This is a genomic window from Caulobacter sp. FWC2 (assembly GCF_002742625.1).
Lineage (GTDB): Bacteria > Pseudomonadota > Alphaproteobacteria > Caulobacterales > Caulobacteraceae > Caulobacter.
In genome coordinates this window covers 2224146-2249033 of the sequence record NZ_PEBF01000001.1, presented here as the reverse complement: position 1 = coordinate 2249033, position 24888 = coordinate 2224146, and the positions used below count along the sequence as shown (strand labels likewise).

Genomic DNA, 24888 nt, shown 5'->3' with positions numbered 1-24888 from the left:
AAGGTTGGCCGGTCCCCCGGATCAGAGCCGGCGATGCTTTTGCGCGACAACCTCGGCCGCAATGCGGCGAGCGCTGGCGTCGATCATCATCGCATTATCGACAGCGTCACTTTCCGCCACGGCGAGGTTGCCCAGACTGTTCATACGCTCAAGGGTTCCCGCCACCGAGGCGGCAATATCAAGAAAGCCAATCCGCCGGTCAAGGAAAGCAGCGACGGCGACCTCATTGGCCGCATTCATGGCCGTTGGCGCGCCTCCGCCCAGGCGCAGCGCCTCGCGGGCGATTCCGATCGATGGGAAGCGATCCAGGTCGGGTGATTCGAACGTCAGCTGTCCGTAGGCGGCCAGATCGAGGCGGGGCGCAGGCCACGGCAGGCGGTCCGGCCAGGCGAAGGCGCAGGCGATCGGGGCGCGCATGTCCGGCGGCCCCAGCTGGGCCAGGGTCGAGCCGTCGGCGTATTCCACCAGGCTATGGATGACGGACTGGGGATGGATCACGACGTCAATGCGGTCCTCGGACGTTCCGAACAGGTAGGAGGCTTCGATCATCTCGAGCCCCTTGTTCATCATCGTCGCGGAATCGACCGAAATCTTGGCGCCCATGCTCCAGTTCGGGTGGGCGATGGCCTGCTCCGGCGTCGCCGCCGCCATGGCGACCTTGTCCCAGGTGCGGAAAGGCCCGCCGGACGCGGTGAGGATCAATCGCGCCACACGATGGGCGCACGCCGGCTGCAGCACCTGGAAGATGGCCGAATGCTCGGAATCGACCGGGATCACCGAGCCGCCGGCCGACTGGGCGATGGCCAGCAAGGCTGGACCAGCGCAAACGAGGCTCTCCTTGTTGGCCAGGGCTATGATCGCGCCCGTGCGAGCCGCCGCCACCGTCGGCGCCAGGCCGGCCGCGCCGACGATGGCCGACATCACCCAGTCCGCGCCCATGGCGGCGGCCTCGGCCACGGCGGCCGCGCCCGCGGCGGGCCGCACGCTGGTTCCGGCCAAGCCTTCCTTCAGCGCCTGAAACTTGGTTTCGTCCTCAATGACCGCGACCTGCGGCGTCCAGCGGCGGGCCTGCTCGATCAGCCGCTCCACATTGCGGCCGGCCGTCAGGGCCAGAATCTCGATCTCGACGCCGGACTCTTCGAACAGGCTCAAGGTCGAAAGGCCGATCGATCCGGTCGAGCCCAGCACCACCACCTTGCGGGGTAAGGTCAATGCGCCCATCCCAAGTGGTCGACCAGCCGGACGGCGGCGATGACGATCGCCGCGAACATCAGGCCGTCGACGCGATCCAGCAGGCCGCCATGGCCCGGGATGATGTCGCCGCTGTCCTTGACCCCGAAGCGGCGCTTGAGGATCGACTCCCAAAGGTCGCCGGCCATGGTCGCCAGGCCGCCCAGGAAGCCGATCAGGGCCGCCGCGGGCCAGACCAGCTTCAGATGGGCGAAATGCGCCACCAGAACCGCGCCGATCGTCGCCGCCACCAGGCCGCCGACGAAACCCGCCCAGGTCTTGTTGGGCGAGATCTGGGGCCACAGCTTCGGCCCCTTGAAGATGCTGCCGGTCACATAGGCGAAGATGTCGGCGAACCAGGTGACCACGAACAGCAGCAGCGTCCACCAGAGACCATCCGAGGGCAACGAACGGATCCAGACCAGGGCGATGACCGCCGGTGCTATATAGACGACGCCATAAGCCGCGTCGGCCCGACGCTCCACCGCGCCGCGCGCGATCAAGCCGGCCAGGAAGGCGCCCGCCAGCACGACCGACCAGGCGATGAGGAATTGATGCAGGTAGGCGGCGATGACGGCGACCGCGCAGAACAGGCCGACCACGGCGCCAACGGCGTTGGGTGACTTGGGTGCGCTGATCTTGCCCCACTCGCGCGCCAGCAGCGCCGTACAGACCAGGGCCAGGGCCAGGAACCAGAAGTTCCCCAGCCAGACGGCGGCCACGACCATAGGCACGAGCACGGTGGCCGAAACCACGCGCGTCTTCAGGTTACTCCAGTTGAAGCGCTTAGCCGGCGACGGCGACGTCATCGGCAGCGACCCCTCCGTAGCGTCGATCACGACGGCGATATTCGGCGATGGCCGCCGCCAGGGCCTCAGGCCCGTAGTCGGGCCACAGCACGTCCTGGAAGACGAGCTCGGCGTAGGCGCATTCCCAGAGCAGGAAGTTCGAGATGCGGCGCTCGCCACTGGTGCGCACGATCAGGTCCGGCGCCGGCGCCGAGGCGGTCGACAGGAAGCGCTCGAAGGTCTCTTCGGTCAGGTCCGAGGCCTTGACCTCGCCGCGCTCGACCTTCTCGGCGAAGGCGCGGGCCGCGTCGGTGATGTCGGCCCGGCCGCCGTAGTTGAAGGCCACCTGCAGCGTGAACTGGGTATTGCCCTCGGTGCGCCTCTCGGCCCGCTCGATCACCTCGGCGATGTCGGCCGACAGACCCGAGCGGCGACCGATGATACGGACGCGCACGCCCGCCTTGGCCAGCCGCTCGAGGTCCGATTCGACATAGGCCTTGAGCAGGTTCATCAACTCGGAGACCTCGTGCGCCGGCCGGCGCCAGTTCTCGGTCGAGAAGCCGAACACCGTCAGAACACCGACGTTCTGGTCCTGAGCGCCCTCGACGGTCCGCTTCAGCGCATTGACCCCGGCGCGATGGCCGAGGACGCGCGGCATCCCCCGCTGTTTCGCCCAGCGGCCGTTGCCATCCATGATAATGGCCACGTGCAGACGTTGGTCGGTCGCCTCGCCCCCGGCGCGCCCCGACACGTTCTGCGGACCGGTGGTCGCCGGCATTCGCTTAAACCTTCCCTCGTCGCTCCCCCATCAACTCGTAAGAGGGGCGATTAGACCTGCATGATCTCTTGTTCTTTGATTTTCAAGGCCTCGTCGATCCGCTTGATGGCCTCGTCCGTGATCTTCTGGACCTCGGTTTCCATCTTCTTCAGATCGTCCTCGCTGATGACGCTAGCCTTCTCGGCCTTCTTGAGGTCGTCGTTGGCGTCACGGCGGATGTTGCGCACGGCGACCTTCTGGGCCTCGGCGTACTTTCCGGCGATCTTCGAGAGGTCTTTGCGGCGCTCTTCCGTCAGCGGCGGGATCGGAATGCGCAGATTGTTGCCTTCCAGAACCGGGTTCAGACCCAGGTCCGAATTGCGGATCGCCTTCTCGACAGCCGAGACGACGCCCTTGTCCCAGACGTTGACATTGATCTGGCGCGGCTCGGGCACGCTGACCGAGGCGACGGTGTTCAGCTGCACCATCGAGCCATAGGCGTTGACCATGATCTGGTCGAGCAGGCTGGAAGACGCGCGACCGGTGCGCAGACCGGCGAAATCCTCTTTCAGGGAGAGGACGGACTTTTCCATGCGGTCCTTATAACCGGACAGGACGGGTTTCTCGGCGGCGGCCATGGCGGGCTCTCCTCGCTGTTCTCTATCTTCAGGCGGCGCGGTCGGCGGCGACCACGGTGTGGGTGCCCTCGCCTCGCAGGACGGTCAGCAGGTTGCCGCGCCCCTTGATCGAGAAGACCACGATCGGAATGTTGCTGTCGCGCATCAGCGCCACGGCCGAGGCGTCCATGACCCGCAGATCCTTGGCCAGCACGTCCATGTACGTCAGGCGATCGTAGCGCTCGGCCTTCGGATCCTTCTTGGGATCGGCCGTGTAGACGCCGTCGACGCTGGTGCCCTTGAACAGGGCGTCGCACTGCATCTCGGCGGCGCGCAGGGCCGCGGCGGTGTCGGTGGTGAAGAACGGGTTGCCGGTGCCCGCGGCGAAGATCACGACGCGCCCCTTCTCAAGGTGACGCTGGGCGCGGCGGCGGATGTAGGGTTCGCAGACCGTGGCCATCGGGATCGCCGACTGCACGCGAGTCTCGACGCCGATACGCTCAAGCGCGTCCTGCATGGCCAGGGCGTTCATCACGGTCGCCAGCATGCCCATATAGTCGGCGCTAGACCGCTCCATGCCCTTGGCCGCGCCGGCCATGCCGCGGAAGATGTTGCCGCCGCCGATCACCAGGCACAGCTCGACGCCGGACTTGACGATCTCGGCCACGTCGTCGGCGACGGATTGGACGGTGTTGGTGTCGATACCGTAGGGCGTGTCGCCCATCAGGACCTCGCCGGACACCTTCAGCAGGATGCGGCGATATTTCTGGGGCGCGCTGGTATCGGACATTGGACCGCTATTCCTGAGTCGTCGGCACGCACATACGTGCGTTCTACAGAAGTGGGGAGGGTTTTGCCAACCGTCCTCACCCTCTGACGGGGTGTCGAACGGCAGGCGCAAAAAGGGCGCGGCGCGCGTCTAGACGCGCCGCGCCCTGATTGTGTGCCGGGTCCCGAGGGTCCCGGCGATCAGGCCTTAGGCCTGGCCGGTCATCGAAGCGACTTCGGCGGCGAAGTCGTCCTGCTTCTTTTCCACGCCTTCGCCCAGGGCGAGACGGGTGAAGCCCTTGACGGCGATCGGCGCGCCCAGGGTCTTGCCGGTCTCGGCGACCAGCTGCTCGACGGTCTGATCCGGGTTCATGACGAAGGCCTGCTTCAGCAGCACGACTTCTTCCAGGAACTTGCGGATACGGCCTTCGATCATCTTTTCGACAACCGCCGGCGGCTTGCCCGACTCCAGAGCCTGCTCGGTGAACACGGCCTTTTCGCGCTCGATGGCGGCCGGGTCCAGATCGTCCGGCGACAGCGACAGCGGGGCGGTCGCGGCGACGTGCATGGCGATCTTGCGGCCCAGGTCGCGCAGGGCGGCCTTGTCGCCGGTCGACTCGAGGGCCACCAGCACGCCAATGCGGCCGAGGTCCGGCGCGGTGGCGTTGTGGATGTACGAGGCGACGACGCCGTTCTCGACGGTGTGCTTGGCAGCGCGACGAACCATCATGTTCTCGCCGATCGTGGCGATCAGGTTGGTCAGGTGGTCCTGCACGCTCTCGCCGCCGGCCAGCTTGGCGCCGGTGATGGCGTCGACCGAGCCGTCGGTGCCCAGAGCGGCGCCGGCGATCTGACGGGCGGCGCCCTGGAACAGGTCGTTGCGCGACACGAAGTCGGTTTCGGCGTTCACTTCGACGGCCGTGGCGGTTTCACCCGCGCCTTGATCGGCCGTGGCGATGGCCACCAGGCCTTCAGCGGCGGCGCGATCGGCCTTCTTGGCGGCCTTGGACAGGCCCTTGGCGCGCAGCCAGTCGATGGACGCTTCGATGTCGCCGTTGTTTTCCGACAGCGCCTTCTTGCAGTCCATCATGCCGACGCCGGACTTTTCGCGCAGTTCTTTAACCAGCGCAGCCGTGATCTCAGCCATGGAAAATCTCCATATTCAAACGGTTAGCGACCGGGCTTGTCGCCCGCCTAATCCACAAAGAGTAGCGACCGGGCTTTTAGCCCGGTCGCATGTCAGGGTCGCGACGGCCTCCCGACCCCAGCCAAGCCAGGAGGGAGGCGCGTGGGAAATCAGCCTTCGGCCGATTCCGGAGCAGCTTCGGCGACGGCTTCAACCGGCGCTTCCGGAGCGGCTTCAACAGCAGCTTCCGGCGCGGCTTCGACGGCGGGAGTCGCTTCGACAGCAGCGGCCGGGGCCGGTTCCGGAGCCAGAGCGCGAGCCAGGGCCGGCTCGGTCGGGTTCACGGCGGCGCCCAGGTCGACGCCCGAGCCGGCTTGGCCAGCGGCCAGGCCGTCCAGGACGGCGTCGGCGATCAGGTCGCAATACAGTTGCAGCGCGCGGGCGGCGTCGTCGTTACCCGGGATCGGGTAGGTGATGCCGTCCGGATCGCAGTTGGTGTCGAGGATGGCGACGACCGGGATGTTCAGCTTGCGGGCTTCCAGGATCGCGATCGCTTCCTTGTTGGTGTCGATCACGAACATGATGTCGGGGATGCCGCCCATGTCCTTGATGCCGCCCAGCGACAGTTCCAGCTTGTCGCGTTCGCGGGTCAGCTGCAGCAGTTCCTTCTTGGAACGGCCTTGGCCTTCGCCGGCCAGGACGCCTTCCAGCTCGCGCAGACGAGCGATCGAGCCCGAAACGGTGCGCCAGTTGGTCAGGGTGCCGCCGAGCCAGCGGTGGTTCACGTAATACTGGGCGCAGCGCTTGGCGGCCGTGGCGACCGGGTCGCTGGCCTGGCGCTTGGTGCCGACGAACAGCACGCGGCCACCGGCGGCGGCGACTTCACGGACCTTCACCAGGGCCTGGTGCAGCAGCGGGATCGACTGCGACAGGTCGATGATGTGGATGTTCGAGCGCGAGCCGAAGATGTAGCGGTCCATCTTCGGGTTCCAGCGGTGCGTCTGGTGACCAAAGTGGGCGCCGGCTTCCAGGAGCTGACGCATGGAGAATTCGGGAAGAGCCATCGGGCCTATATCCTTTTTCCGGTTGAACCTCCGCGGACACCCCCGTTCCAGACCATTCTGGAGCGGGACCGGAACGGCGACGCCGGGATGTCTCCCCGGTGCAACCGAACGTCCACGTGTGGAATGGCCGCGCAGATAGTCTCTCAGCGGAGAAAAAGCAAGCCCTGGCCGTAAGGATCAGCGCGTCCGCACGCTTGATCCGTCGTGACGGCGACGTCCGCAAGATCCGTCCCCGAAACGGGCCAGCATCCACCGTCCCTCCACAGGACGACCGGAAAACCGTCGCCGTACCGACATAGTGATGTGGCCCAATCGGTCCGACGTCGTCGTTGTAAACGGCATAGCTGGAGGACGTCATGCTCGCGGTCTTCGATCTGGACGGAACCTTGCTGGACGGCGACTCCACGGGCTTGTGGCTCTGGGGGCGGGTCAAGCGCTCTCCCCTGCGCGCCCTGGCGGTACTGGCGGTCGCCCCGTTCGCCGCCCCGCTGGTGATGATTCCGCGTACGCGCCGGCTTGGCGCGTCCATCCTGCTTTGGATCGCGACGGCGGGCTTGAGCGAACGCGCCCTACGCGAGTCGTGCGCGCGGTTCGGCGACACCTTCCGGGCCGGCGACAGCGCCCTCGCCTGGCGCGCTGGAGGGCTCGCGGCGCTGGAAGCGCATCTTAAGGCCGGCGACCGCGTCGTGGTGGTCACGGCCGCGCCGGCCATCCTGGCGCAGGCCCTGATCGGCCCGCTCGGCCATCCGATCGAGGTGCTGGGCACCTCCCTGAAGCACCGCGGCGGCGGCTGGGTCGCCGACGTCCACTGCCGTAACCAGCGCAAATGCCAGGCCCTGGCCGAGGCCGGCCATGGCGCGCGCTGGGCCTATGCCTATACCGACAGCCTCGACGACCTGCCCCTTCTGCGCGGCGCGGAGAAGCCCGTGATCGTCAAGGGCGGCGAGAAGGCCGCACGGCGGCTGTTCAGAGCAGGCCTGGCGAACGGTCGCGCGGCCGCCTGGTAACCGGTCTGGTTCCGGTTGGCGTCGAACGTGCGGTTAGCCCTTAGACAGGCCTACGCGCGGTGATGACGACCCAAGGCCGCTGGCTGCCTTCATAGTCGCCGCCCACATAGTCGTTGATGGACAGGATCTCCCAGTCCGCCGCGCCGCGATAAGCGGCCTCCACCGCGTCGCCCGACAGATAGTTGAAGTAACGCCCCAGGCCATCGCGACCTTCGGCGTCACCGACCTTGAAACTGGCGAGATGAACGCCGCCCGGCCTCAAAGCTCGGAAGAGGCGCGACAGGATATCCGTCAGCGCGGACCTGGGCGCGTGCAGCAGACTGGCATTGGCCAGGATCCCGTCATACGCCTGTGCGGCCTCCAGTTCGTCGAACCGCATAACCCGAACGCCTCGCGAGCGATCGCCGGGGCCCCATCGGTGGCGTCGACGTCGAAGCCCCGCGCCAGCATCGCCTCGCTGTCTCGACCGTCGCCGCACCCCAGTTCCAGGACGCGCGCGCCCGGCGCGAGACGCTGCAGAAATCCGTCCAAATGCCGGCTCACGCCATCGGGTCTGGTCGCGGTGTAAATCCGGGCAGTGTCGGCATAGAACCGCAGCGTCGCCGCGTCATACGCGGCGGACCCCGGCGAGGCGGCGGCTGGCGGTTTCATGCGCTGCATCTAAGCGAGGGCGCGGCGACGGAACAATGGCCGCCTGGCGCGGGAGCGAGTGGACGCTGCCATTCAGACCCGGAAAAAGGGCAATCCGACGCAACCAACTATCGCCCCGAGCGCCCGCTCGCCGATCTGCGCTCTCCAAATGAAGACGCAGGCGCCGCCTGCCCCGCTCACAGCCCCGTAAGCCAGCCCCCCGCCTCCGGACGTCCAAGCGCCCTCCCTGGGGGCCGGATCAAGCTCGGAATTCGGCGCCCTTTTTCCCCGCGAAAAAGGAGACCCAAGCGGCGTCGGATATCTGTTCGTCGATTGAAGCAAGCCATCCGAACGCTAGCCGCGCCCACTCCGCCGGCCACGGCGGTTTCGCGCACGTTTAAGAGGTCGCCCCCCGACCGCCGGTCAGCGCCAGAGCATTTTCCGATCCTACTAGATCGACGACATGCTCCAGCCTTTCGCTTTGACGCGCCGCCGCCTTGATCTCAGAATCAGGCCGTCCAGCTCGACATCGACGGCGTAGCGCACGCGCCCGCACTGGCAACCGCCTTCGTGACTGGCCATCGGCCTTCTCCCAAGTTCGGCCCCTCAGGGGGTCTTCGATCAAAGCAGCCGCTGGCGGCGCCCTTCCCAGGGCGAACTGCCGCTACCCCACACAGAATAGGAATATATTCCTACACATCCTCAAGCAACGCCACGCCCGGTGCGGTCTTCAGCGCCCCGCGCAGGGCTGCATCCAGCGTGTAACGGCCCGGCAGGCGCATCTCGATCTCGCGGCCGCCGCCAATGGCGGCCACGAAGGTGACCTCGCCGCCCTTCTGGCCCTGTGCGGGTTCGAGGCGACGCTTCAACGCCTGGATCTCGGTCGCCGACGGCGACAGGTGGACGCGCAGGCCAGCCACCACGTTCTCGATGGCCTTCTCGATCGGCTCGGCGTCGTCGCCGAAGAAACGGACCTCGCCGTCGCGAGCCTTGGCGCGGACCTTGATGACCACGGCCTTGCCCGGCTCCAGCACGTCACGGCACTTGCGCAGCGATTCCGGCGGGAACAGCACCTCGTATTCGCCGGTCGGGTCCGACAACGAGACGAAGGCGAATTTCTCGCCGCTCTGCGAGGCGCGCTCCTGGCGGCGACGCACGACGCCGCACATGCGCAGGGCCTCCATGCCGGCTTCGGCCTGGGCCATGGCCTCGGTCAGCATCACGGTGCGACGCCGGCGCAGCATGCCGACCACATCCTCCAGCGGGTGACCGGTCAGGTAGAAGCCGACGGCCGACAGCTCCTCGTCCAGGAGGTCGACCTGGTTCCAGTTCTCGGTCTTGGACAGGCGTGGGCGCCCGGCGCCCGGGTCAGAGCCGAACAGGCCGCCCTGCCCGCCCTGGCGGTCGGCGTGACAGCTTTGGGCATGGGCGATCAGCACGTCGGCCGAGGCCACGATCTGGGCGCGGTTCTTGTGGATCTGGTCGAAAGCCCCCGCCCGGGCCAGGTTCTCGATGGCGCGCTTGTTGACCTGTTTGGGATCGATCCGCTCGACGAAGTCGAAGATGTCACGGAACGGCCCGCCCTCTTCGCGGATCGCCACAAGGTGCTTCATGGCCTCCAGGCCGACGTTGCGGATGGCGCCCAGGGCGTAGAGAACCTCGCCGTTCTCGACCTCGAAGTCGGCGCCCGAGACATTGACGTCCGGCGCCCGCACCGTGATGTCGAACTTGCGGGCGTCCTGGTGGAAGACCGCCAGCTTGTCGGTGTTCGACAGATCCAGGCTCATCGAGGCGGCGAAGAACTCGACGGGCGTATTCGCCTTCAGCCAGGCCGTCTGGTACGAGATGAAGGCATAGGCGGCGGCGTGCGACTTGTTGAAGCCATAGCCGGCGAACTTGGCCACCAGTTCGAAGATCGAGCCCGACTGTTCCTCGGGGACGTTCTTTTCCTTGGCGCCGGAGACGAAACGGATCTTCTGGAGATCCATCTCCTCCTTCTTCTTCTTACCCATGGCGCGACGCAGGAGGTCGGCCTCACCCAGGCTGTAGCCAGCTAGGATCTGGGCGATCTGCATCACCTGTTCCTGGTAGACGATGACGCCGTAGGTCTCCTTCAGCACCGTCTCCAGCGACGGATGCAGGGTATCGACGGGTTTGCGGCCGAACTTGCAGTCGACGAAGGTGTCGATGTTGTCCATCGGGCCCGGACGATAGAGCGAGATCAGCGCGGTGATCTCCTCGATCGAGCCGCAGCGCATCTTCCGCAGCGTGTCCCGCATACCCTGGCTTTCGAGCTGGAACACCCCGACCGTCTGGCCGGAGGCGAGCAGCTCGTAGGTCTTGGTGTCGTCGAAGGCCAGCTTGCCGAGATCGATCTCGAACCCGCGCTTCTTCAGGTGCTTCACCGCCCGGTCCAAAACCGTCAGGGTCTTGAGGCCCAGGAAGTCGAATTTCACCAGACCGGCGCTCTCGACCCATTTCATGTTGAACTGGGTGGCGGGCAGGTCCGAACGCGGATCCTTGTAAAGCGGGGTCAACTGGGTCAGCGGCCGGTCGCCGATCACCACGCCGGCGGCGTGGGTCGAGGCGTTGCGGAACAGGCCTTCCAGCTGCAGGGCCACGTCAAGACAGGCCGAGACGTTGGCGTCTTCCTTCTTGGCCTGCTTGAGGCGCGGCTCAAGGTCGATGGCCTGGGCCAGGGTCACCGGCGCGGCCGGGTTGTTGGGCACCATCTTGCAGAGACGGTCGACCAGACCCAAAGGCAGCTGCATCACCCGGCCGACGTCGCGCAGCACGGCCCGCGCTTGCAGCGAACCGAAGGTGATAATCTGGGCCACGCGGTCGCGGCCGTACTTCTCCTGCACGTAGGAAATCACCTCTTCGCGCCGCTCCTGACAGAAGTCGACGTCGAAGTCGGGCATGGAAACCCGTTCCGGATTGAGGAAGCGTTCGAACAGCAGGCCGAAGCGCAGCGGGTCGAGGTCGGTGATGGTCAGCACCCAGGCGACCAGCGAGCCGGCGCCAGAACCCCGTCCCGGACCGACCGGAATGCCGTGGGTCTTTCCCCACTTGATGAAGTCCGACACGATCAGGAAGTAGCCGGGGAACCCCATCTTCTTGATGATGTCGAGTTCGAACTCGAGGCGCTTCCAATACTCCTCCTCGGTCGCCGACAAGGTCAGGCCCACGAAGCGCGCCTTCAGGCCTTCCCGCGCCTGGTGCTCCAGCTCCTCGGCCTCGTTGCGACCATCGCCGGTCGGGAAGCTGGGCAGGATCGGATCGCGCTTGTGCACCATGAAGGCGCAGCGGCGGGCGATATCGAGGGTGTTGTCGCAGGCCTCCGGCAGGTCGGAGAACAGCTTGCGCATGTCGGCCGCCGGCTTGAACCAGTGCTCGGGCGTTACCCGCCGCCGCTCATCCTGGCCGACGAACGAGCCGTCGGAAATGCACAGCAGCGCATCGTGAGCGTCGTAGAAGCTTTCCTTGGCGAAGTAGACGTCGTTGGTGGCGACCAGCGGCGCGTCGTGCTCGTAGGCCCAGTTGACCAGACCTGGCTCGGCTGCAGCCTGCTTGGGCAGCCCATGGCGCTGGAGCTCGACGTAGAACCGGTCGCCGAACACGCGATGCATCTCGGCCAGAGCCGCCGAGGCCTCGGCCGTCTTGCCGGCGGCGAACAGGGCGTCGACCGGACCGTCCGTTCCGCCCGACAGCAGGATCAGGCCTTCGTTGTGTTCTATGACCTTGGCCCAGGGCACGATTGGCTCGGGCAACTCGGCGCTGTCGAGATAGGCGATCGACGACAGTTCGGAGAGGTTGAGATAGCCCCGCTCGTTCTGGGCCAGCAGCACGATCGTCGGGGCCCGGGCCCAGCGCTCGGTCGGTCCGCCGCCGATGCCGGTGATCGGAATGGCGCAGCCAATGATCGGCTGGACCCCTGCATCCTTGGCGTAGGACGAATACTCAAGCGCGCCAAACAGGTTGGCGCGGTCCGCGATGGCCGCGGCCGGCATGCCGATCCCGGCGGCCAGCTTGCCGATCTGGTCGGCCTTGATAGCCCCTTCCAGCAGCGAATAGGCAGAGCGAACCCGCAGATGGACGAAACCCTGTCCCTCCTCGTCCGCCATGACCAACCTCCGCTAGACGACCGCCGTCATACGACTCAAGCCACCAGGTTGGCGACCGTACACATCATCCAGACGAAGCTGGCGACCGACACAAGGGCCAAAGACTCACGGGCGATACGGATCATAGGAGCCTCCACAGATTTCTTGTTTTGTTCCATATTCCGCTTTTGTTCTGTTCACAAGATGTTCCGCGACGTTCCACCGCATTTTCGTCTCCCGAGTCACTCTATAAGCCGCCGCACATAGCGAATTTCGATATGGCCAAGGCGAGCGGATCGGTTCAGATCGAAGCCATGCGCCTCATCATCGACACCGACACCGCCGGCGACGACGTCTTTTCGCTGATGCTGGCCCTCACCCGCCCTGGTGTGACTGTCGAGGCGATCACCATCGCTCACGGCAATGTCGGCTTCGTCCAGCATGCCGAGAACGCGCTGGTGACGCTGGAGCGGTGCAGCAAGGCCGGCGAAGTTCCCGTCTATCTGGGCGCCCAGACGCCGTTCGCGCGCGCGCCGCTCGACGCGGCCTATGTCTTCGGCCACGACGGCATGAGCGACAGCGGCTTTCCCAGGACCACCCAGCGTCCCGCCGAGGGGCACGCCGTCGATGAACTGGTCCGGCGGATCATGGCCGCGCCCGGCGAGATCACCCTGATCGCCCAGGCGCCGCTGACCAATATCGCCCTGGCCTATCTGCGCGAGCCGCGCATCGCCAAGGCGCTGAGGCATCTCTGGGTGATGGGCGGCACGGACAATGGCGTCGGCAATGTCACCCCGGCGGCCGAGTACAATTTCTATGTCGATCCAGAGGCCGCCAAGATCGTCGTCAACGCCGGCTTCAACCTGTCGATCGCCACCTGGACCCTCACCCTTCAGGACGGCCTGTGGAGCACGGCGCAACTGGCGGAGCTGGAGGCGTTAGACACGGACAAGGCGCGGTTCTTCACAGACGTGAACCGCGCCTCGCTCGCCTTCGCCCGTGAAACCGAGGGGCTGGACGGCAGCCTGCATCCGGACGCCCTGACCTGCGCCCTCGCGCTCGACGAGCGGTTGATCCTGGAGGCCGAGGACTGCGTGGTCGATGTCGAGACGATGGGCGAGCTGACCCGCGGCTATCTCAGTGTTTCGCACGCGATCCTGCCGGATATAGAGATCGCCGATCCTGCCCTCAAACGTCGACTACCCAACGCAAGGGTCGTCAAGAAGGTCGACCAGGCCGGTTTCTTCGCCGCCATGAAGAACGCCCTGCTTTAACCTCATCGTAGCCGGTTGGGTCCAGTTTTCGGGCCATGGGACGGCACGCCACCGCGATACTGATCTTATGGCTAAGCTTGACGGGCGTCGGCGCGGCGCATGCTCAGGCCGATTTCTTTTCTCGTGATACGATTTCCGGCCTTGTCGACCTTCGGCTGGTCGCGGCCGGCGGCGAGACCTCGTGGGTCGACGGCGCCGTGGGCAAGGCCCGCTTCGGCGAGGGCCATCAGGGCCTGCGCCTGGGCGAAGCAGCCTTGGTCTGGAACCCACGGTTCTCCGACACCGTCTCCGCCGTGGTCGTCGGTGAGAGCCAGGACGGCCAGAGGCATCTGGTCGATCTGGGCGAAGGCTATCTGGCCTACCGCTCGCGGCCCGGCGCATCCCTGCGGCTCTCGGCGCGCGCCGGCGTGTTCTATCCGCCGATCTCGCTGGAGCACGACGGCCTGGACTGGTCCGTGCCCGACACCATCACGCCCTCGGCGATCAACACCTGGGTGGCCGAGGAGACCAAGGTGGTCGGGGTCGAGGCCACGATCCGGCGCACGATCGCCGGCCAGAGTTTCAGCCTGACCGCCGGGGGTTTCAAGAACGGCGACACCTCCGGCACGGAGCTGACCTTCCGAGGCTGGGCGCTGCACGACCTGAAGTCGCCGGTGTTCGGCCGCTTCCCGCTGCCGCCGCTGAGCGCCAAGATGGCCACGCGCCAGGCGCCGTCGACCACGCCCCTGGCCGAGATCGACGGACGGATCGGCTACTATGGCCGCATCGAGTGGCGGCCGTCGTCGCGACTGGCTTTCGACCTCTTCCGCTATGACAACGAAGGCGATCGGATCAGCGTCGACTCCCGCATTGAATGGTCTTGGGAAACGCGGTTCTGGAACCTTGGAATGCGGCTGGATCTCGACGCCGTCGCGGTGAAGGGCCAAGTCATGACCGGCGAGACCCTGATGGGCTATTCAAACGCCTTGGGCCTTTGGGCCGACATGGGCTTCGAGGCGGCCTATGTCTCGGCGACCAAAGCGCTTGGGCCGGGGTCGGCGACCGTGCGCTACGACCATTTCTCGACGACCGATCGCACCAACAAGGCTACCGACAACAACGCCGAGCACGGCTGGTCGGCCCTTGCGGCCTATCGATGGGACGTCCGGCCCAACGCCCAGATCGTGTTCGAGGCCCTGTATATCGACAGCTTCCGCCGCGACCGCGCGCGGCTGGGCCTTTCGCCCGCCCAGGAACAGACGGTCCTGCAGACGGCCTTCCGGCGCCAGTTCTAGCTGAGCCCGCACGCTTAGAGGCGTTGGGCTTCCAGGTGGCCATCCTTGAGAGCCAGAACGCGGTCCATGTAGCGCGCCAGCTCCATGTTGTGCGTGGCGATCAGGGCCGCGACGCCCTGCTGGCGACACGTCTGGTACAGGGCCTGGAACACCGCTGCGGACGTGGCCGGGTCGAGATTGCCCGTCGGCTCGTCGGCCAGCAGCAGCTTTGGACGGTTGGCCAGGGCGCGGGCGATGGCCACACGCTGCTGCTCGCCGCCCGACATCTGTGCCGGCTGGTGGCTCATGCGGGGGCCAAGACCAAGGCCTTCCAGCAGCTCCTTGGCCCGTCCCTCGGCCTCGCGACGGCTCTTGCCGGCGATGGTCAGGGGCATGGCGACGTTCTCGAGGGCCGAGAACTCGGGCAGCAGGTGATGGAACTGGTAGACGAACCCGACCGTGCCCAGGCGAATGCGGGTGCGGGCGCGCTCGGACAGCTTGGAGCAGTCGCGGCCCTCCAGGGCCACGAGCCCGGCGTCGGGGTGCTCCAGCAGGCCCGCCGAGTGCAGCAGCGACGACTTGCCCGAGCCAGACGGGCCGATCAGGCCGACGACCTCGCCCGGATAGACGTCGATGTCGACGCCGCGCAGCACCGGCAGATCACCGGCCTCGGTCTTGTAGACTCGCTCGACCCCGCGCAGGGCCAGGATCGGAGAAGGCTGTATCGGATCACTCATAGCGAAGCGCCTCCACCGGATCGAGGCGCGAGGCGCGCATGGCGGGCGGCAGGGTCGCCAGCACGCTCATCAGGGCCGACAGCGCGACAATGCCGCCGACCTCGGTCCAGTCGATCTTGGCCGGGATGTGCGAGAGCATGTAGACGTCGGCGCTGAACACGGCCGTGCCGCTGACCCATTCCACGAAGTTCTGGATCGGGGTGATGTAGGCGCAGAACACTACGCCCAGGGCTAGGCCGCACAGGGTGCCGGCCACGCCGATAGAGGCGCCGGCCATAACGAAGATGCGCAGCACCGCGCCCTGGCTGGCGCCCATGGTGCGCAGGATGGCGATGTCCTTGCCCTTGTTCTTCACCAGCATGACCAGGCTGGAGATGATGTTCAGGGTCGCGATCGCGACGATGCAGAACAGGATCAGCCGCATCACCTTCCGCTCGACCTGGAGCGCGGTGAAGTAGCTGTGGTTCTTGTCCTGCCAGTCGGTCACAAGCGCGCCGGGGCCGGAGGCGACCTCGACGTCGTGCTTGTATTCCTTGGCCTTGTCCGGGTCGTCGACCTTGATCTCGACATAGTCGACCGAGGTGTCGCGACCAAAGAACAGCTGAGCCTGCTCCAGCGGCATATAGATGAAGGCCTCGTCGAACTGGCTCATGCCGACGCTGAACAGGCCGCCGACGATGTAGTTCTTCTCGCGGGTCGAGGTCCCGAACGCCGTGGCCGGTCCCGTCGGCGAGATCAGGGTGATCGGGTCGCCCGGCTGCACGCCCAGGGTCTGGGCCATGCGGTCGCCGATCAGGACGATGTCGCCGCCGTACTCGCCCTGGCCGAAGCCCTGCAGCGAGCCCTTCTTGATGTTGCTGGAGATCAGCGACATGTGCCGCAGATCGCCGGGCGTCACGCCGCGCACAATGGCGCCGGTCACCTGGGTCGGGCCGATGACCATGGCCTGGGCCTCGACCATCGGCGCGGCCTGGATCACGCCCGGCGCGGCCTTGATGCGACGAATGATAGTGTCCCGGTCCGGTCCGTTTATGAGCGGCGACTGGGCATAGAGGTGGCCGTTGAAGCCGACGATCCGGCCCAGCAACTCGGCCCGGAAGCCGTTCATGACGCTCATCACGGTGATGAGGGCGAAGACCGCCAGCATCACCGCGCTGAACGAGATGACCGCGATGAGCGCCACGCCGCCGTTCTTGCGCTTGGCGAACAGATACCGGCGAGCGACGGAACGCTCCCAGCGGCTGAAGGGACCGGCGGCGCGGACGTCTGGCATCAGGCGGTCTTGCTCTTGGTCAGGCCGTCGAGGACCGATTCCAGCGAAGCGGTGTGGCGCTCACCAGTCTTGCGGTTCTTGATCTCGACCACGCCCTCGGCGATGCCCTTGGGGCCGATGACCAGCTGCCAGGGCAGGCCGATCAGGTCCATGGTGGCGAACTTGGCGCCGCCGCGGGCGTCGGTGTCGTCGTACAGCACGTCCTTGCCGGCGGCCTTGAGCGCGGCATAGGCCGTCTCGCAGGCCGCGTCGCAGGCGGCGTCGCCCTGGCGCATGTTGACGATGCCGACGTCGAACGGCGCGACGCTTTCCGGCCAGATAATGCCGGCCTCGTCGTGGCTGGCCTCGATGATCGCGCCCAGCAGGCGCGAGACGCCGACGCCATAGCTGCCCATCTGCACCGGCACGTCCTTGCCGTCGGGACCCGTGACCACGGCCTTCATCGGCTCGGAGTACTTCGTGCCGAACGAGAAGATATGGCCGACCTCGATACCCCGCGCCGACAGGCGGTCGCCTTCCGGCAGGGCGCCAAAGGCGGCTTCGTCGTGCATTTCCTCGGTCGCGGCGTAGAGCGCCGTGCGCTCGTTCACCAGCGGCTGCAGGTCGCCGTACCAGTCGACGTCTGGACCGGGGGCCGGCATCTCGACCAGATCCTTGTGGCAGAAGACGGCGCTTTCGCCCGTCTCGGCCAGGACGATGAACTCGTGGCTCAGGTCGCCGCCGATCGGACCGGTGTCGGCGCGCATCGGCACGGCCTTCAGGCCCATGCGCTCGAACAGGTTAAGATAGGCCACGAACATGCGGTTGTAGGCCTTGCGCGCGCCCTCGGCGTCTAGGTCGAAGCTGTAGGCGTCCTTCATCAGGAACTCGCGGCCACGCATCACGCCGAAGCGCGGGCGGGTCTCGTCGCGGAACTTCCACTGCACGTGGTAGAGGTTCTTGGGCAGGTCGCGGTAGCTGCGCACCGAGCCGCGGAAGATCTCGGTGATCATTTCCTCGTTGGTGGGCCCGTACAGCAGCTCGCGTTCGTGGCGGTCGGTGATGCGCAGCATCTCCGGACCGTAGGCGTCGTAGCGGCCGGACTCGCGCCACAGGTCGGCCAGCTGAAGCGTCGGCATCAGCAGCTCGATGGCGCCGGCGCGATCCATTTCCTCGCGGACGATCTGCTCGATTTTCTTCAGCACGCGGAAGCCCAGTGGCAGCCAGGCATAGATGCCCGCCGCTTCCTGGCGGATCATGCCGGCGCGAAGCATCAGCTGATGCGAAACGATCTGGGCGTCGGACGGTGCTTCCTTCAGCACCGGCAGGAAATAGCGCGACATGCGCATGCGCGTGGAAACTCCGGGAATTCAAGGAGGCCTGAGATAGCCTCTCGTCCGACAGCTTGGCAACGCGCGAGGCTAAAGTAAGGCTCCGGTGGCGAATAAAAGAGAGGCCGCGCGGATCGCCGCGCGGCCTTTCAAGTCATCGTCGGGGAAGACGCCACAGAGCGAGACCGGCAAGGCCGATCTCATGAAGTGACCTTACCAACCGAACATCTGTTGGGGCACGACCATGCGAGGGAAGCGCTCACAATGAGACCGTTCGCCCAAGGCTTGGGCGTTCGAGGGCAGATTGCTCACCTCGCGCCCAAGGCTTGTGCATTCGCTCGTCCGCCTAGGCGTTACCCCAGTGAGGCAGGTCGGGCAGCGTGACCAGGTTGAAGTGCACGATCAGGAAGAACAGCACGAAGACAACGGCCGAGACCCAGGTCGTGGTGATGAACTTGCGCTTCAGGTTCGGGTTGATCGGCGCGCCCGGGTCGCCCCCGCCCGGCGTCTTGATGCCGGCCTCGTGGTAGCTGCGCGAGCCGAGTGGAAGGACGGCGAACAGCACCGTCCACCAGATGGTCAGGTAGATCGCGAACCAGGTGATCGGGCTCATCAGTGAGCATCCTTGGGAGTTTCCATGAGCTCGACCAGCAGGCCGCCCATGTCCTTGGGGTGGACGAAGATGATCATCGTGCCGTGGGCGCCGATGCGGGGCTCGCCCAGCACGGTCGCGCCCTTGGCCACCAGATCGTCACGCGCTTCGTAGATGTTCTCGACCTCGAAGCAAATGTGGTGCTGCCCCCCTTTGGGGTTCTTGGCCAGGAAGCCGTGGATCGGCGAGCTTTCGCCATAGGGCTCGATCAGCTCGATCTGGCTGTTGGGCAGGTTGACGAAACAGACCCACACCCCCTGCTCCGGCATCGCCCACTTCTCGGTCACCGAGGTCGCGCCCAAGAGGTCGCGGTACATCTTCACCGAGTCGTCGATCGAGGGCGTCGCGACGCCGACGTGGTTCAGCTTGCCGATCATGGTCTTTCTCCCTAGCCGCCGAACGTACCAATCGGATTGCTGAAAGCCGAGTGCAGATCGTTCAGCTTGCTGATCGGCATGTAGAAGCTGCAGCCCTTGCAAGGCTCGGGCACGCCGCAGCCCTGCCAGTCCCAAAGCGCGTTCACACGCTCGGAGCCGAGGAGCTCCGCCAGGCTGGCGTCGCGGATGTCGCCCAGCATCAAGGCCGTTTTGCCGTCGAAATCGGCGCAGCCGCAGAACGATACCTGGCCACTCGAGAGCACCTGCAGGCTGACCAGCGGCAATGCGCACTGCTCGGTGTTGCGCTGTGGCGGCATCCACTCGGCGTCCAGCGGCAACGGCTTGGACGTGTCGAACACCGTCCAGTTGGCGTAGGTCCTGGTGCCGGGCAGCGACAACAGGCTTGGCGCGACGCCGGCGCGTTGAGCCACGTCCGCCAGCCATGCGTCGATCTCGTCGACAGTGCGTGCGCGCAGGTGCCGCGCGCCCAGCCCGACCTTGGCGACGCCGAAGATGCGGATCAGCCGGCCCAGCGAATCCATGAACTGGTCGTACTGGTCCTTGCGCGTCATCAGCGCGAATTCTTCGGCGTCCAGGCCGTAGACCGACACCGTGATGCGGTCGAAATAGCTGGCCAGTTCCGCCAGCTCTTCGTCCGTATAGAGATAGGCCATGGTGGCGTTGGTGATCGCCGAGACGCGAGAGATCGCCGGCGTCGCGCGCAGCAGCTTCAGGCGCTCCAGAAGCTGCTTGTCCAGCAGCACCTCGCCGACCATTGGCGTCAGGGTGACCGAGCCGCCGCCCAGGGCCGCGTAGTCCGCCACGACCTTGGCGAACACCGCCATGTCCATGCCCTGCTTCTTGCGGGTCTGGATCGAGTACGGGCAGATCACGCAGTCGTTGTTGCAGATATTGACCGTCTCGATGCTGATCGCCAGCGGACGGAAGCGGCCCCGATGCGTGAAGTACGAGATCCGCTCCGGACGGTAGATGGCCGGAAACTTGGCGATCGGATGCCCGGAGACACGCTCACGATATTCAGGCGAACCGATGATCTCGGTCTTGATGTCGTCGATCGTCGCGCCACGCCCCATCCAGGCCACGCAGGCGGCCAGGGCATCGTGATCCGGCTCGCGCTTGAGCAGGTCCTGATAGAGGTGGCGGACGATCTGGACCGCGTAGCCGTTTTCGCCGGCGCCCGAGGTCGGCGAGGCCGGCGTCTGGGGTTCGGCGGAACGGCTACGGCGGAAGATCACAGGCGCAGAACCGTGGTTTCCACGACCGGCTTGCGTTCCCAGATGCGGAACGCGGCCTTCTTCACGGCGCGGGAGATGGCGCTCTCGATCGCCTCGTCCTGCTCGCGGGTGTCGCCACCCAGCTTCTTGTAGGCGGTCTCGGCTTCCTCGGCGAGATCGTCGAGCGCGTCGTCCAGCGAGTACTCTTCGTCGCCAGCCAGGCCGATGCCGCGAACCTGCGGGCCCGAGACGATCTTGTTGCGACCGTCCAAGACGATCGACACCACCAGCATGCCGTTGAACGCCGCGTGACGGCGCTCGCGCAGGGCCTCGCCGTTCTCGGGCGTGACCACGCCGCCGTCGACATACAGGCGCCCGGCCGGCACCTCGTCGATGATCTCCGGATGCCCTGGCGCCAGGCGCACCATGTCGCCGTTGCGCGGTGAGATGGCGTGCGGAACCTGCAGGTCCTTGGCGAAAGCGGCGTGCTCGATCAGGTGACGGCGCTCGCCATGGGTCGGCACGGCGATCGTGGGACGCACCCACGCATACATCTGGCGCAGCTCTTCACGGCACGGGTGACCCGAGACGTGGATGCCGGGCGTGTCGCGCTCGGTGTGCAGACGCACGCCACGGTCGGCCAGCTTGTTCTGCAGGTTGCGGATCGGGATCTCGTTGCCCGGGATGACCCGCGACGAGAAGATCACGTGGTCGCCCTGCCCCAGCTTCACATGCGGATGGCTGCCGTCGGCGATGCGCGACAGCGCCGCGCGGGCCTCGCCCTGGCTGCCGGTGCAGAGGAACAGGACCTCATTCTCGGGCAGGTGCTTGGCCTGGTCGTCGTTGATGAAGGGCTCGAGGCCCTGCAGCAGACCCACCGAGCGGGCGGCGGCGGCCATGCGGTGCATCGAACGGCCGGCCAGGCTGACCTTGCGGCCACAGGCCTGGGCGGTGCGGATCACGGTGTCCATGCGCGCCACGTTCGACGCAAAGCAGGCCACGGCGATCTTGCCGGACAGGCTCTTGATCAGATTGCCCAGCGCCACCCTGACGCCCGCTTCCGAACCCGCCTCGCCTTCGACGAAGACGTTGGTGCTGTCGCAGACCATGGCCAGCACGCCCTCGTCGCCCAGGCGGCGTAGGGCGGCGTCATCGGTCGGCGCGCCAAGCTGCGGCTCGGGATCAATCTTCCAGTCGCCGGTGTGCAGGATCGTGCCCAGCGGCGTCTTGATCGCCAAGCCGTTGGGCTCGGGGATCGAGTGCGTCAGGGTGATCATCTCCAGGTCGAACGGGCCGAGCGAGAACTTGCCGCCCAACGGCACCTCGGTGATCGGCACGTCGTCCAGTATGCCCGCGTCCCGCAGCTTTTCACGCAGCAGGAAGGCCGTGAACGGCGTGGCGTAGACCGGAGCCTTCAGGCGCGGCCACAGCCAGTGCACCGCACCCAGGTGGTCTTCGTGGGCGTGGGTCAGGACGATGCCGATAATGTCCTTGGCGTAGGGCTCGATATAGGACGGATCCGGCAGGATGATCTCGACGCCGGGCGTCGTCTGGTCGCCGAAGGTCACGCCCAGGTCGACGACGATCCACTTGCGATCGTGCGCCGGCCCGAAGCCGTACAGGTTGAAATTCATGCCGATCTCGTTCGACCCGCCCAGCGGCAGGAAGACGAGCTCGTCGCTCTTGGATTTTTTCATCAGGTCTCGGAAATGGTGTTTCGACGATAGATTTCGAGAAGACCCCGTATCGTCAGGTCGGAGTCGAAGTGGTCGATGCTGTCGGTGGCGCCCTCGAACAACGAGGCGACGCCGCCGGTGGCGATAACGGTCATGGGCTCGCCGCGCTCAGCCTTGATGCGCGAGACGAGACCTTCGATTAGAGAGATATACCCCCAGAAGACGCCCGATTGCATGGCCGACACCGTATCGGTGCCCACGATCCTGTTACCGGCCGGCCGCTGGATCGCGATCCGTGGCAGTTTGGCCGCCGCCTCGTGCAGGGCCTGCATGGACAGATTGATGCCCGGCGAGATGATCCCGCCTTCGAACGCGCCGTCGGCCGCCACGATATCGAAGGTCGTGGCCGTGCCGCTGTCGATGACGATCAGCGGGCCCGAATAAACCATGGCCGCGCCGATGGCGTTGACCAGACGGTCGGCGCCCGCCTCGGACGGCTTCTCGATGCGGACATCGATGCCCAGCCTGGCGTTCTCGCCGATGACCAGCGGCTCGACATTGAGATAGCGTCGGGAAAGGTTGCGCAGGTTGAAGATCGACTGCGGCACGACGCTGGAGATGATCACCGCGTCGATGGCCCGGAAACCGATGCCCTGCATCGACAGGAGTTGCGAGAGCCAGACCACGTATTCGTCGGCCGTGCGGGTGCTCTCGGTGGCCGAGCGCCATTGAGCCAACCACGACTGGCCATCGTGAATGGCGAACATGGTGTTGGTGTTGCCCTGTTCAATGGCGAGAAGCATCACGCGCCTCCGAAGAATACATCGCCGGCCGTGATCCTGCGGACCCGGCCGTCGTCCAGACGAAGCCGCAGAGCCCCGTCGCCGTCCAGCCCCTCGGCGATGCCTTCGACCGTCTCGGTCCCCAGGCGCGCGACACAGGGCTCACCCAGGCCATGGGCGCGGGCCGTCCAGGCGTCGGCGATGGCGGGAAAGCCCAACGAGGTCCAGACCCGCGACCAGCGCTCGAAAGCCTCGGCCAGGGCATGGGCGGCCTCGAGCGCGCTCGGCGGCGGAATTTCGCGATGGGTGGCGATCGAGGTCGCGGGACGCTCGCTGTCGATCGGCTTGCGGACGAGGTTGACCCCCACGCCGACGGCCAGCCACAGGCCGCCCAAGGGCGAGGCGCCGGACTCGATCAGGATGCCGCTGACCTTCACCCCGCCCAGCAGCGGGTCGTTGGGCCATTTCAGGCTGACCAGCGAAGCTGGCACGTACTGGCTCAGCATGTCCGCCACGGCCAGGGCGGCCACGAACGAGACCTGAGCGGCCTCGGCCGGCGGCCTGTCGGTCCGCAGAAGCAGGGTGGCGGCGAGGTTGCCCTCGCCTGTCTCCCAGGCCCGACCGCGGCGGCCGCGGCCAGCGGTCTGGCGCAGGCCGACCAGCCATACGGGACCGGCCTCGCCCGCCTCGGCCCGGCGACGGGCTTCGGCGTTGGTGGAGTCGATCTCGTCGAGAACGACGATGGGTGGGACGACGACGGGCGAAACGCCCGCCACGTCACGCGTGACCAAAGGCGGCCGCGGCAGCCTTGGCGGCAGGATCCAGCCAGACCAGGGCCACGAGCACGATCGGGAACGAGAAGAACGCGGCTGCGATGCCGACGGCTTGAGCCGAAGGCGACGGCGCGTCGACCGAGCCGGCCGGCGCGTCGAACCACATCGATTTGATCAGGCGCAGGTAATAGAACGCCGCGACGACCGAACCGACCAGACCCAGGACGGCGGCCCATTGCAGGACCACGTCGCCCGCGCCCAGGGCGGCTTTGAACACATAGTACTTCGACCAGAAACCCGAGAACGGCGGCAGGCCCAGGGCCGACAACGAGAACGCCGTCATGGCCAGGGCGACGCCCGGGCGTTCCTTGATCAGCCCGGCCATGTCCTCGATCGTCTCCATCGGCTTGCCGTCGCGGTTCAGCGCCTGCAGGCAGGCGAAGAAGCCGGTGACGTCGACCATGTAGAGGACCATGAAGACCAGCATTGCATGCAGGCCCACCTCGCCGCCTGCCGCGACGCCCAGCAGGGCGTAGCCGACATTGGCGATCGAGGAATAGGCCCACAGGCGCTTGAGGTTGGTCTGGGCCAGGCCCGCGAAGGCGCCGACGAAGATCGACAGCAGGGCCGCGATCACCAGGATCTGGCGCCACTGGTCGCCGGCGGCCGGGAAGGCGTCGCCCAGGACGCGAGCGAACATCATCATGGCGGCCAGCTTCGGCGCTGCAGCGAAGAAGCCGACGACCGGTGTCGGGGCGCCTTCGTAAACGTCCGGGGTCCACATGTGGAACGGCGCGGCCGAAACCTTGAACGCCAGGCCGCAGATCAGGAACACCAGGCCGAACAGCAGGCCCGTGCCGTGCGCGCCGCCGTGGGCGGCGGCCAGAGCGATCTGGCTGAAGTGGGTCGAGCCGGTGAAGCCGTAGATCAGCGAGGCGCCGTACAGCAGCAGGCCCGACGACAGCGCGCCCAGCACGAAGTACTTCAGGCCCGCTTCCGACGACTTGGCGTCGTCGCGCCGCATGGCGGCCAGCACGTACAGGGCCAGCGACTGCAGCTCGACGCCGACATAGAGGCTGATCAGGTCGCCAGCCGAGGCGGTGACGCCCATGCCGAGGGCGGCCAGGATCACCAGGACGGCGTATTCGAACTTCTGGTCGCCGCGCTGGGCCAACCAGCGGTCGCCCAGCACCACGGCGATGGCGCTGGAAAGGTAGATGGCCACCTTGGCGTAGGTTGCCGCGGCGTCGGCGACGTAGACGCCGCCGAAGGCGCGGCCGTGCGGACCCAGCACCGCCGTGGCGGCGGCCGCGACCAACGCGGCGACGGCGGCCAGGGTGAAGATGGCCCCGACCTTGCCCCGGAAGGCGCCGGCGACCAGCAGAACCAGCGCCGCGATCGCGAGGACGATCTCAGGCAGGACGAGCGTGAAGTGGGCGGAAAAGGTCATAGGCTC

The 24888-nt window shown here is 66.5% G+C and carries 25 protein-coding genes; 3 read left to right on the top strand and 22 right to left on the bottom strand.

Translation table 11 applies throughout. The annotated features are described in order from the left end of the window. Window positions 1-21 precede the first annotated feature (21 nt). The 7 genes from dxr to rpsB all read right to left on the bottom strand — a co-directional run bounded on the left by dxr (window position 22) and on the right by rpsB (window position 6350). Complete coding sequence (gene dxr / locus CSW62_RS10785; protein WP_099577646.1) at window positions 22-1221, bottom strand: 1-deoxy-D-xylulose-5-phosphate reductoisomerase; 1200 nt, start codon at window positions 1219-1221, stop codon at window positions 22-24. Beyond that, the gene (locus CSW62_RS10780) at window positions 1209-2039 is read right to left on the bottom strand and encodes a phosphatidate cytidylyltransferase (RefSeq protein WP_099577645.1); all 831 of its coding nucleotides are present in this window, start codon (window positions 2037-2039) and stop codon (window positions 1209-1211) included. The genes dxr and CSW62_RS10780 overlap by 13 nt, the downstream gene beginning before the upstream one ends. Then, window positions 2017-2796, bottom strand: a complete 780-nt coding sequence (uppS, locus tag CSW62_RS10775) for a polyprenyl diphosphate synthase (protein WP_099577643.1) — start codon at window positions 2794-2796, stop codon at window positions 2017-2019. The genes CSW62_RS10780 and uppS overlap by 23 nt, the downstream gene beginning before the upstream one ends. Before the next feature lie 50 nt (window positions 2797-2846). Further along, window positions 2847-3413 (bottom strand): ribosome recycling factor, encoded by a 567-nt coding sequence (gene frr, locus CSW62_RS10770; protein ID WP_099577641.1) that lies wholly within the window; start codon window positions 3411-3413, stop codon window positions 2847-2849. A 28-nt stretch (window positions 3414-3441) separates the two neighbouring features. Next, window positions 3442-4182, bottom strand: a complete 741-nt coding sequence (gene pyrH / locus CSW62_RS10765; RefSeq protein ID WP_099577639.1) for a UMP kinase — start codon at window positions 4180-4182, stop codon at window positions 3442-3444. Between the two features lie 186 nt (window positions 4183-4368). After that, window positions 4369-5307 (bottom strand): translation elongation factor Ts, encoded by a 939-nt coding sequence (gene tsf, locus CSW62_RS10760; RefSeq protein WP_099577637.1) that lies wholly within the window; start codon window positions 5305-5307, stop codon window positions 4369-4371. Between the two features lie 149 nt (window positions 5308-5456). Further along, entirely contained in the window at window positions 5457-6350 is an 894-nt protein-coding gene (gene rpsB, locus CSW62_RS10755; protein WP_099577635.1) for a 30S ribosomal protein S2, read from the bottom strand. A gap of 356 nt (window positions 6351-6706) precedes the next feature. On the opposite strand from rpsB, the gene CSW62_RS10745 reads away from it, so the two are divergent. Beyond that, complete coding sequence (locus CSW62_RS10745; RefSeq protein ID WP_099577633.1) at window positions 6707-7357, top strand: haloacid dehalogenase-like hydrolase; 651 nt, start codon at window positions 6707-6709, stop codon at window positions 7355-7357. A gap of 40 nt (window positions 7358-7397) precedes the next feature. Here the strand turns inward: CSW62_RS10745 and CSW62_RS26900 are convergent, their stop codons facing one another. The 5 genes from CSW62_RS26900 to sidA form a co-directional block, all read right to left on the bottom strand. After that, on the bottom strand, window positions 7398-7736 hold the full coding sequence (locus CSW62_RS26900; protein ID WP_233206809.1) for a class I SAM-dependent methyltransferase: 339 nt from the start codon (window positions 7734-7736) through the stop codon (window positions 7398-7400). Then, window positions 7649-8008 carry a bifunctional 2-polyprenyl-6-hydroxyphenol methylase/3-demethylubiquinol 3-O-methyltransferase UbiG gene (locus CSW62_RS26895; RefSeq protein WP_233206658.1) on the bottom strand — a complete coding sequence of 120 codons (360 nt, stop codon included), beginning with the start codon at window positions 8006-8008 and terminating at the stop codon, window positions 7649-7651. The genes CSW62_RS26900 and CSW62_RS26895 overlap by 88 nt, the downstream gene beginning before the upstream one ends. A 429-nt stretch (window positions 8009-8437) precedes the next feature. After that, on the bottom strand, window positions 8438-8569 hold the full coding sequence (locus tag CSW62_RS27240) for a hypothetical protein (protein ID WP_255408346.1): 132 nt from the start codon (window positions 8567-8569) through the stop codon (window positions 8438-8440). A 110-nt stretch (window positions 8570-8679) separates the two neighbouring features. Beyond that, window positions 8680-12111 carry a DNA polymerase III subunit alpha gene (gene dnaE / locus CSW62_RS10730; protein WP_099577631.1) on the bottom strand — a complete coding sequence of 1144 codons (3432 nt, stop codon included), beginning with the start codon at window positions 12109-12111 and terminating at the stop codon, window positions 8680-8682. A 35-nt stretch (window positions 12112-12146) separates the two neighbouring features. Beyond that, window positions 12147-12236, bottom strand: coding sequence for a cell division inhibitor SidA (sidA, locus tag CSW62_RS10725; RefSeq protein WP_099577629.1), 90 nt, complete (start codon window positions 12234-12236; stop codon window positions 12147-12149). Window positions 12237-12404: 168 nt separating this feature from the next. On the opposite strand from sidA, the gene CSW62_RS10720 reads away from it, so the two are divergent. Further along, window positions 12405-13364 (top strand): nucleoside hydrolase, encoded by a 960-nt coding sequence (locus CSW62_RS10720; RefSeq protein ID WP_099582244.1) that lies wholly within the window; start codon window positions 12405-12407, stop codon window positions 13362-13364. A gap of 77 nt (window positions 13365-13441) precedes the next feature. After that, the gene (locus tag CSW62_RS10715; RefSeq protein ID WP_099577627.1) at window positions 13442-14638 is read left to right on the top strand and encodes a hypothetical protein; all 1197 of its coding nucleotides are present in this window, start codon (window positions 13442-13444) and stop codon (window positions 14636-14638) included. A 14-nt stretch (window positions 14639-14652) separates the two neighbouring features. Here the strand turns inward: CSW62_RS10715 and CSW62_RS10710 are convergent, their stop codons facing one another. The 10 genes from CSW62_RS10710 to nuoN all read right to left on the bottom strand — a co-directional run bounded on the left by CSW62_RS10710 (window position 14653) and on the right by nuoN (window position 24882). Then, window positions 14653-15354, bottom strand: a complete 702-nt coding sequence (locus tag CSW62_RS10710) for an ABC transporter ATP-binding protein (protein ID WP_099577625.1) — start codon at window positions 15352-15354, stop codon at window positions 14653-14655. Then, on the bottom strand, window positions 15347-16627 hold the full coding sequence (locus CSW62_RS10705; protein WP_099577623.1) for a lipoprotein-releasing ABC transporter permease subunit: 1281 nt from the start codon (window positions 16625-16627) through the stop codon (window positions 15347-15349). The genes CSW62_RS10710 and CSW62_RS10705 overlap by 8 nt, the downstream gene beginning before the upstream one ends. Further along, window positions 16627-17955, bottom strand: a complete 1329-nt coding sequence (proS, locus tag CSW62_RS10700; RefSeq protein WP_099577621.1) for a proline--tRNA ligase — start codon at window positions 17953-17955, stop codon at window positions 16627-16629. The genes CSW62_RS10705 and proS overlap by 1 nt, the downstream gene beginning before the upstream one ends. 328 nt (window positions 17956-18283) lie before the next feature. Further along, window positions 18284-18550: a DUF1467 family protein gene (locus tag CSW62_RS10690; RefSeq protein WP_099577619.1), complete on the bottom strand. Its 267-nt coding sequence runs from the start codon at window positions 18548-18550 to the stop codon at window positions 18284-18286. Next, window positions 18550-18966 (bottom strand): methylmalonyl-CoA epimerase, encoded by a 417-nt coding sequence (gene mce, locus CSW62_RS10685; RefSeq protein ID WP_099577617.1) that lies wholly within the window; start codon window positions 18964-18966, stop codon window positions 18550-18552. Before mce ends, CSW62_RS10690 begins: the two co-directional genes overlap by 1 nt. 11 nt (window positions 18967-18977) lie before the next feature. After that, window positions 18978-20222, bottom strand: a complete 1245-nt coding sequence (locus CSW62_RS10680) for a radical SAM/SPASM domain-containing protein (RefSeq protein ID WP_099577614.1) — start codon at window positions 20220-20222, stop codon at window positions 18978-18980. After that, window positions 20219-21898, bottom strand: coding sequence for a ribonuclease J (locus tag CSW62_RS10675; RefSeq protein ID WP_099577612.1), 1680 nt, complete (start codon window positions 21896-21898; stop codon window positions 20219-20221). Before CSW62_RS10675 ends, CSW62_RS10680 begins: the two co-directional genes overlap by 4 nt. Continuing rightward, complete coding sequence (locus CSW62_RS10670; RefSeq protein WP_099577610.1) at window positions 21898-22683, bottom strand: type III pantothenate kinase; 786 nt, start codon at window positions 22681-22683, stop codon at window positions 21898-21900. The genes CSW62_RS10675 and CSW62_RS10670 overlap by 1 nt, the downstream gene beginning before the upstream one ends. Next, a complete protein-coding gene (locus CSW62_RS10665; protein ID WP_099582243.1) occupies window positions 22680-23435 on the bottom strand; it encodes a biotin--[acetyl-CoA-carboxylase] ligase in 756 nt (251 codons plus the stop codon). The genes CSW62_RS10670 and CSW62_RS10665 overlap by 4 nt, the downstream gene beginning before the upstream one ends. Before the next feature lies 1 nt (window position 23436). Beyond that, the gene (nuoN, locus tag CSW62_RS10660) at window positions 23437-24882 is read right to left on the bottom strand and encodes an NADH-quinone oxidoreductase subunit NuoN (RefSeq protein WP_099577608.1); all 1446 of its coding nucleotides are present in this window, start codon (window positions 24880-24882) and stop codon (window positions 23437-23439) included. Between the last annotated feature and the right edge of the window lie 6 nt (window positions 24883-24888).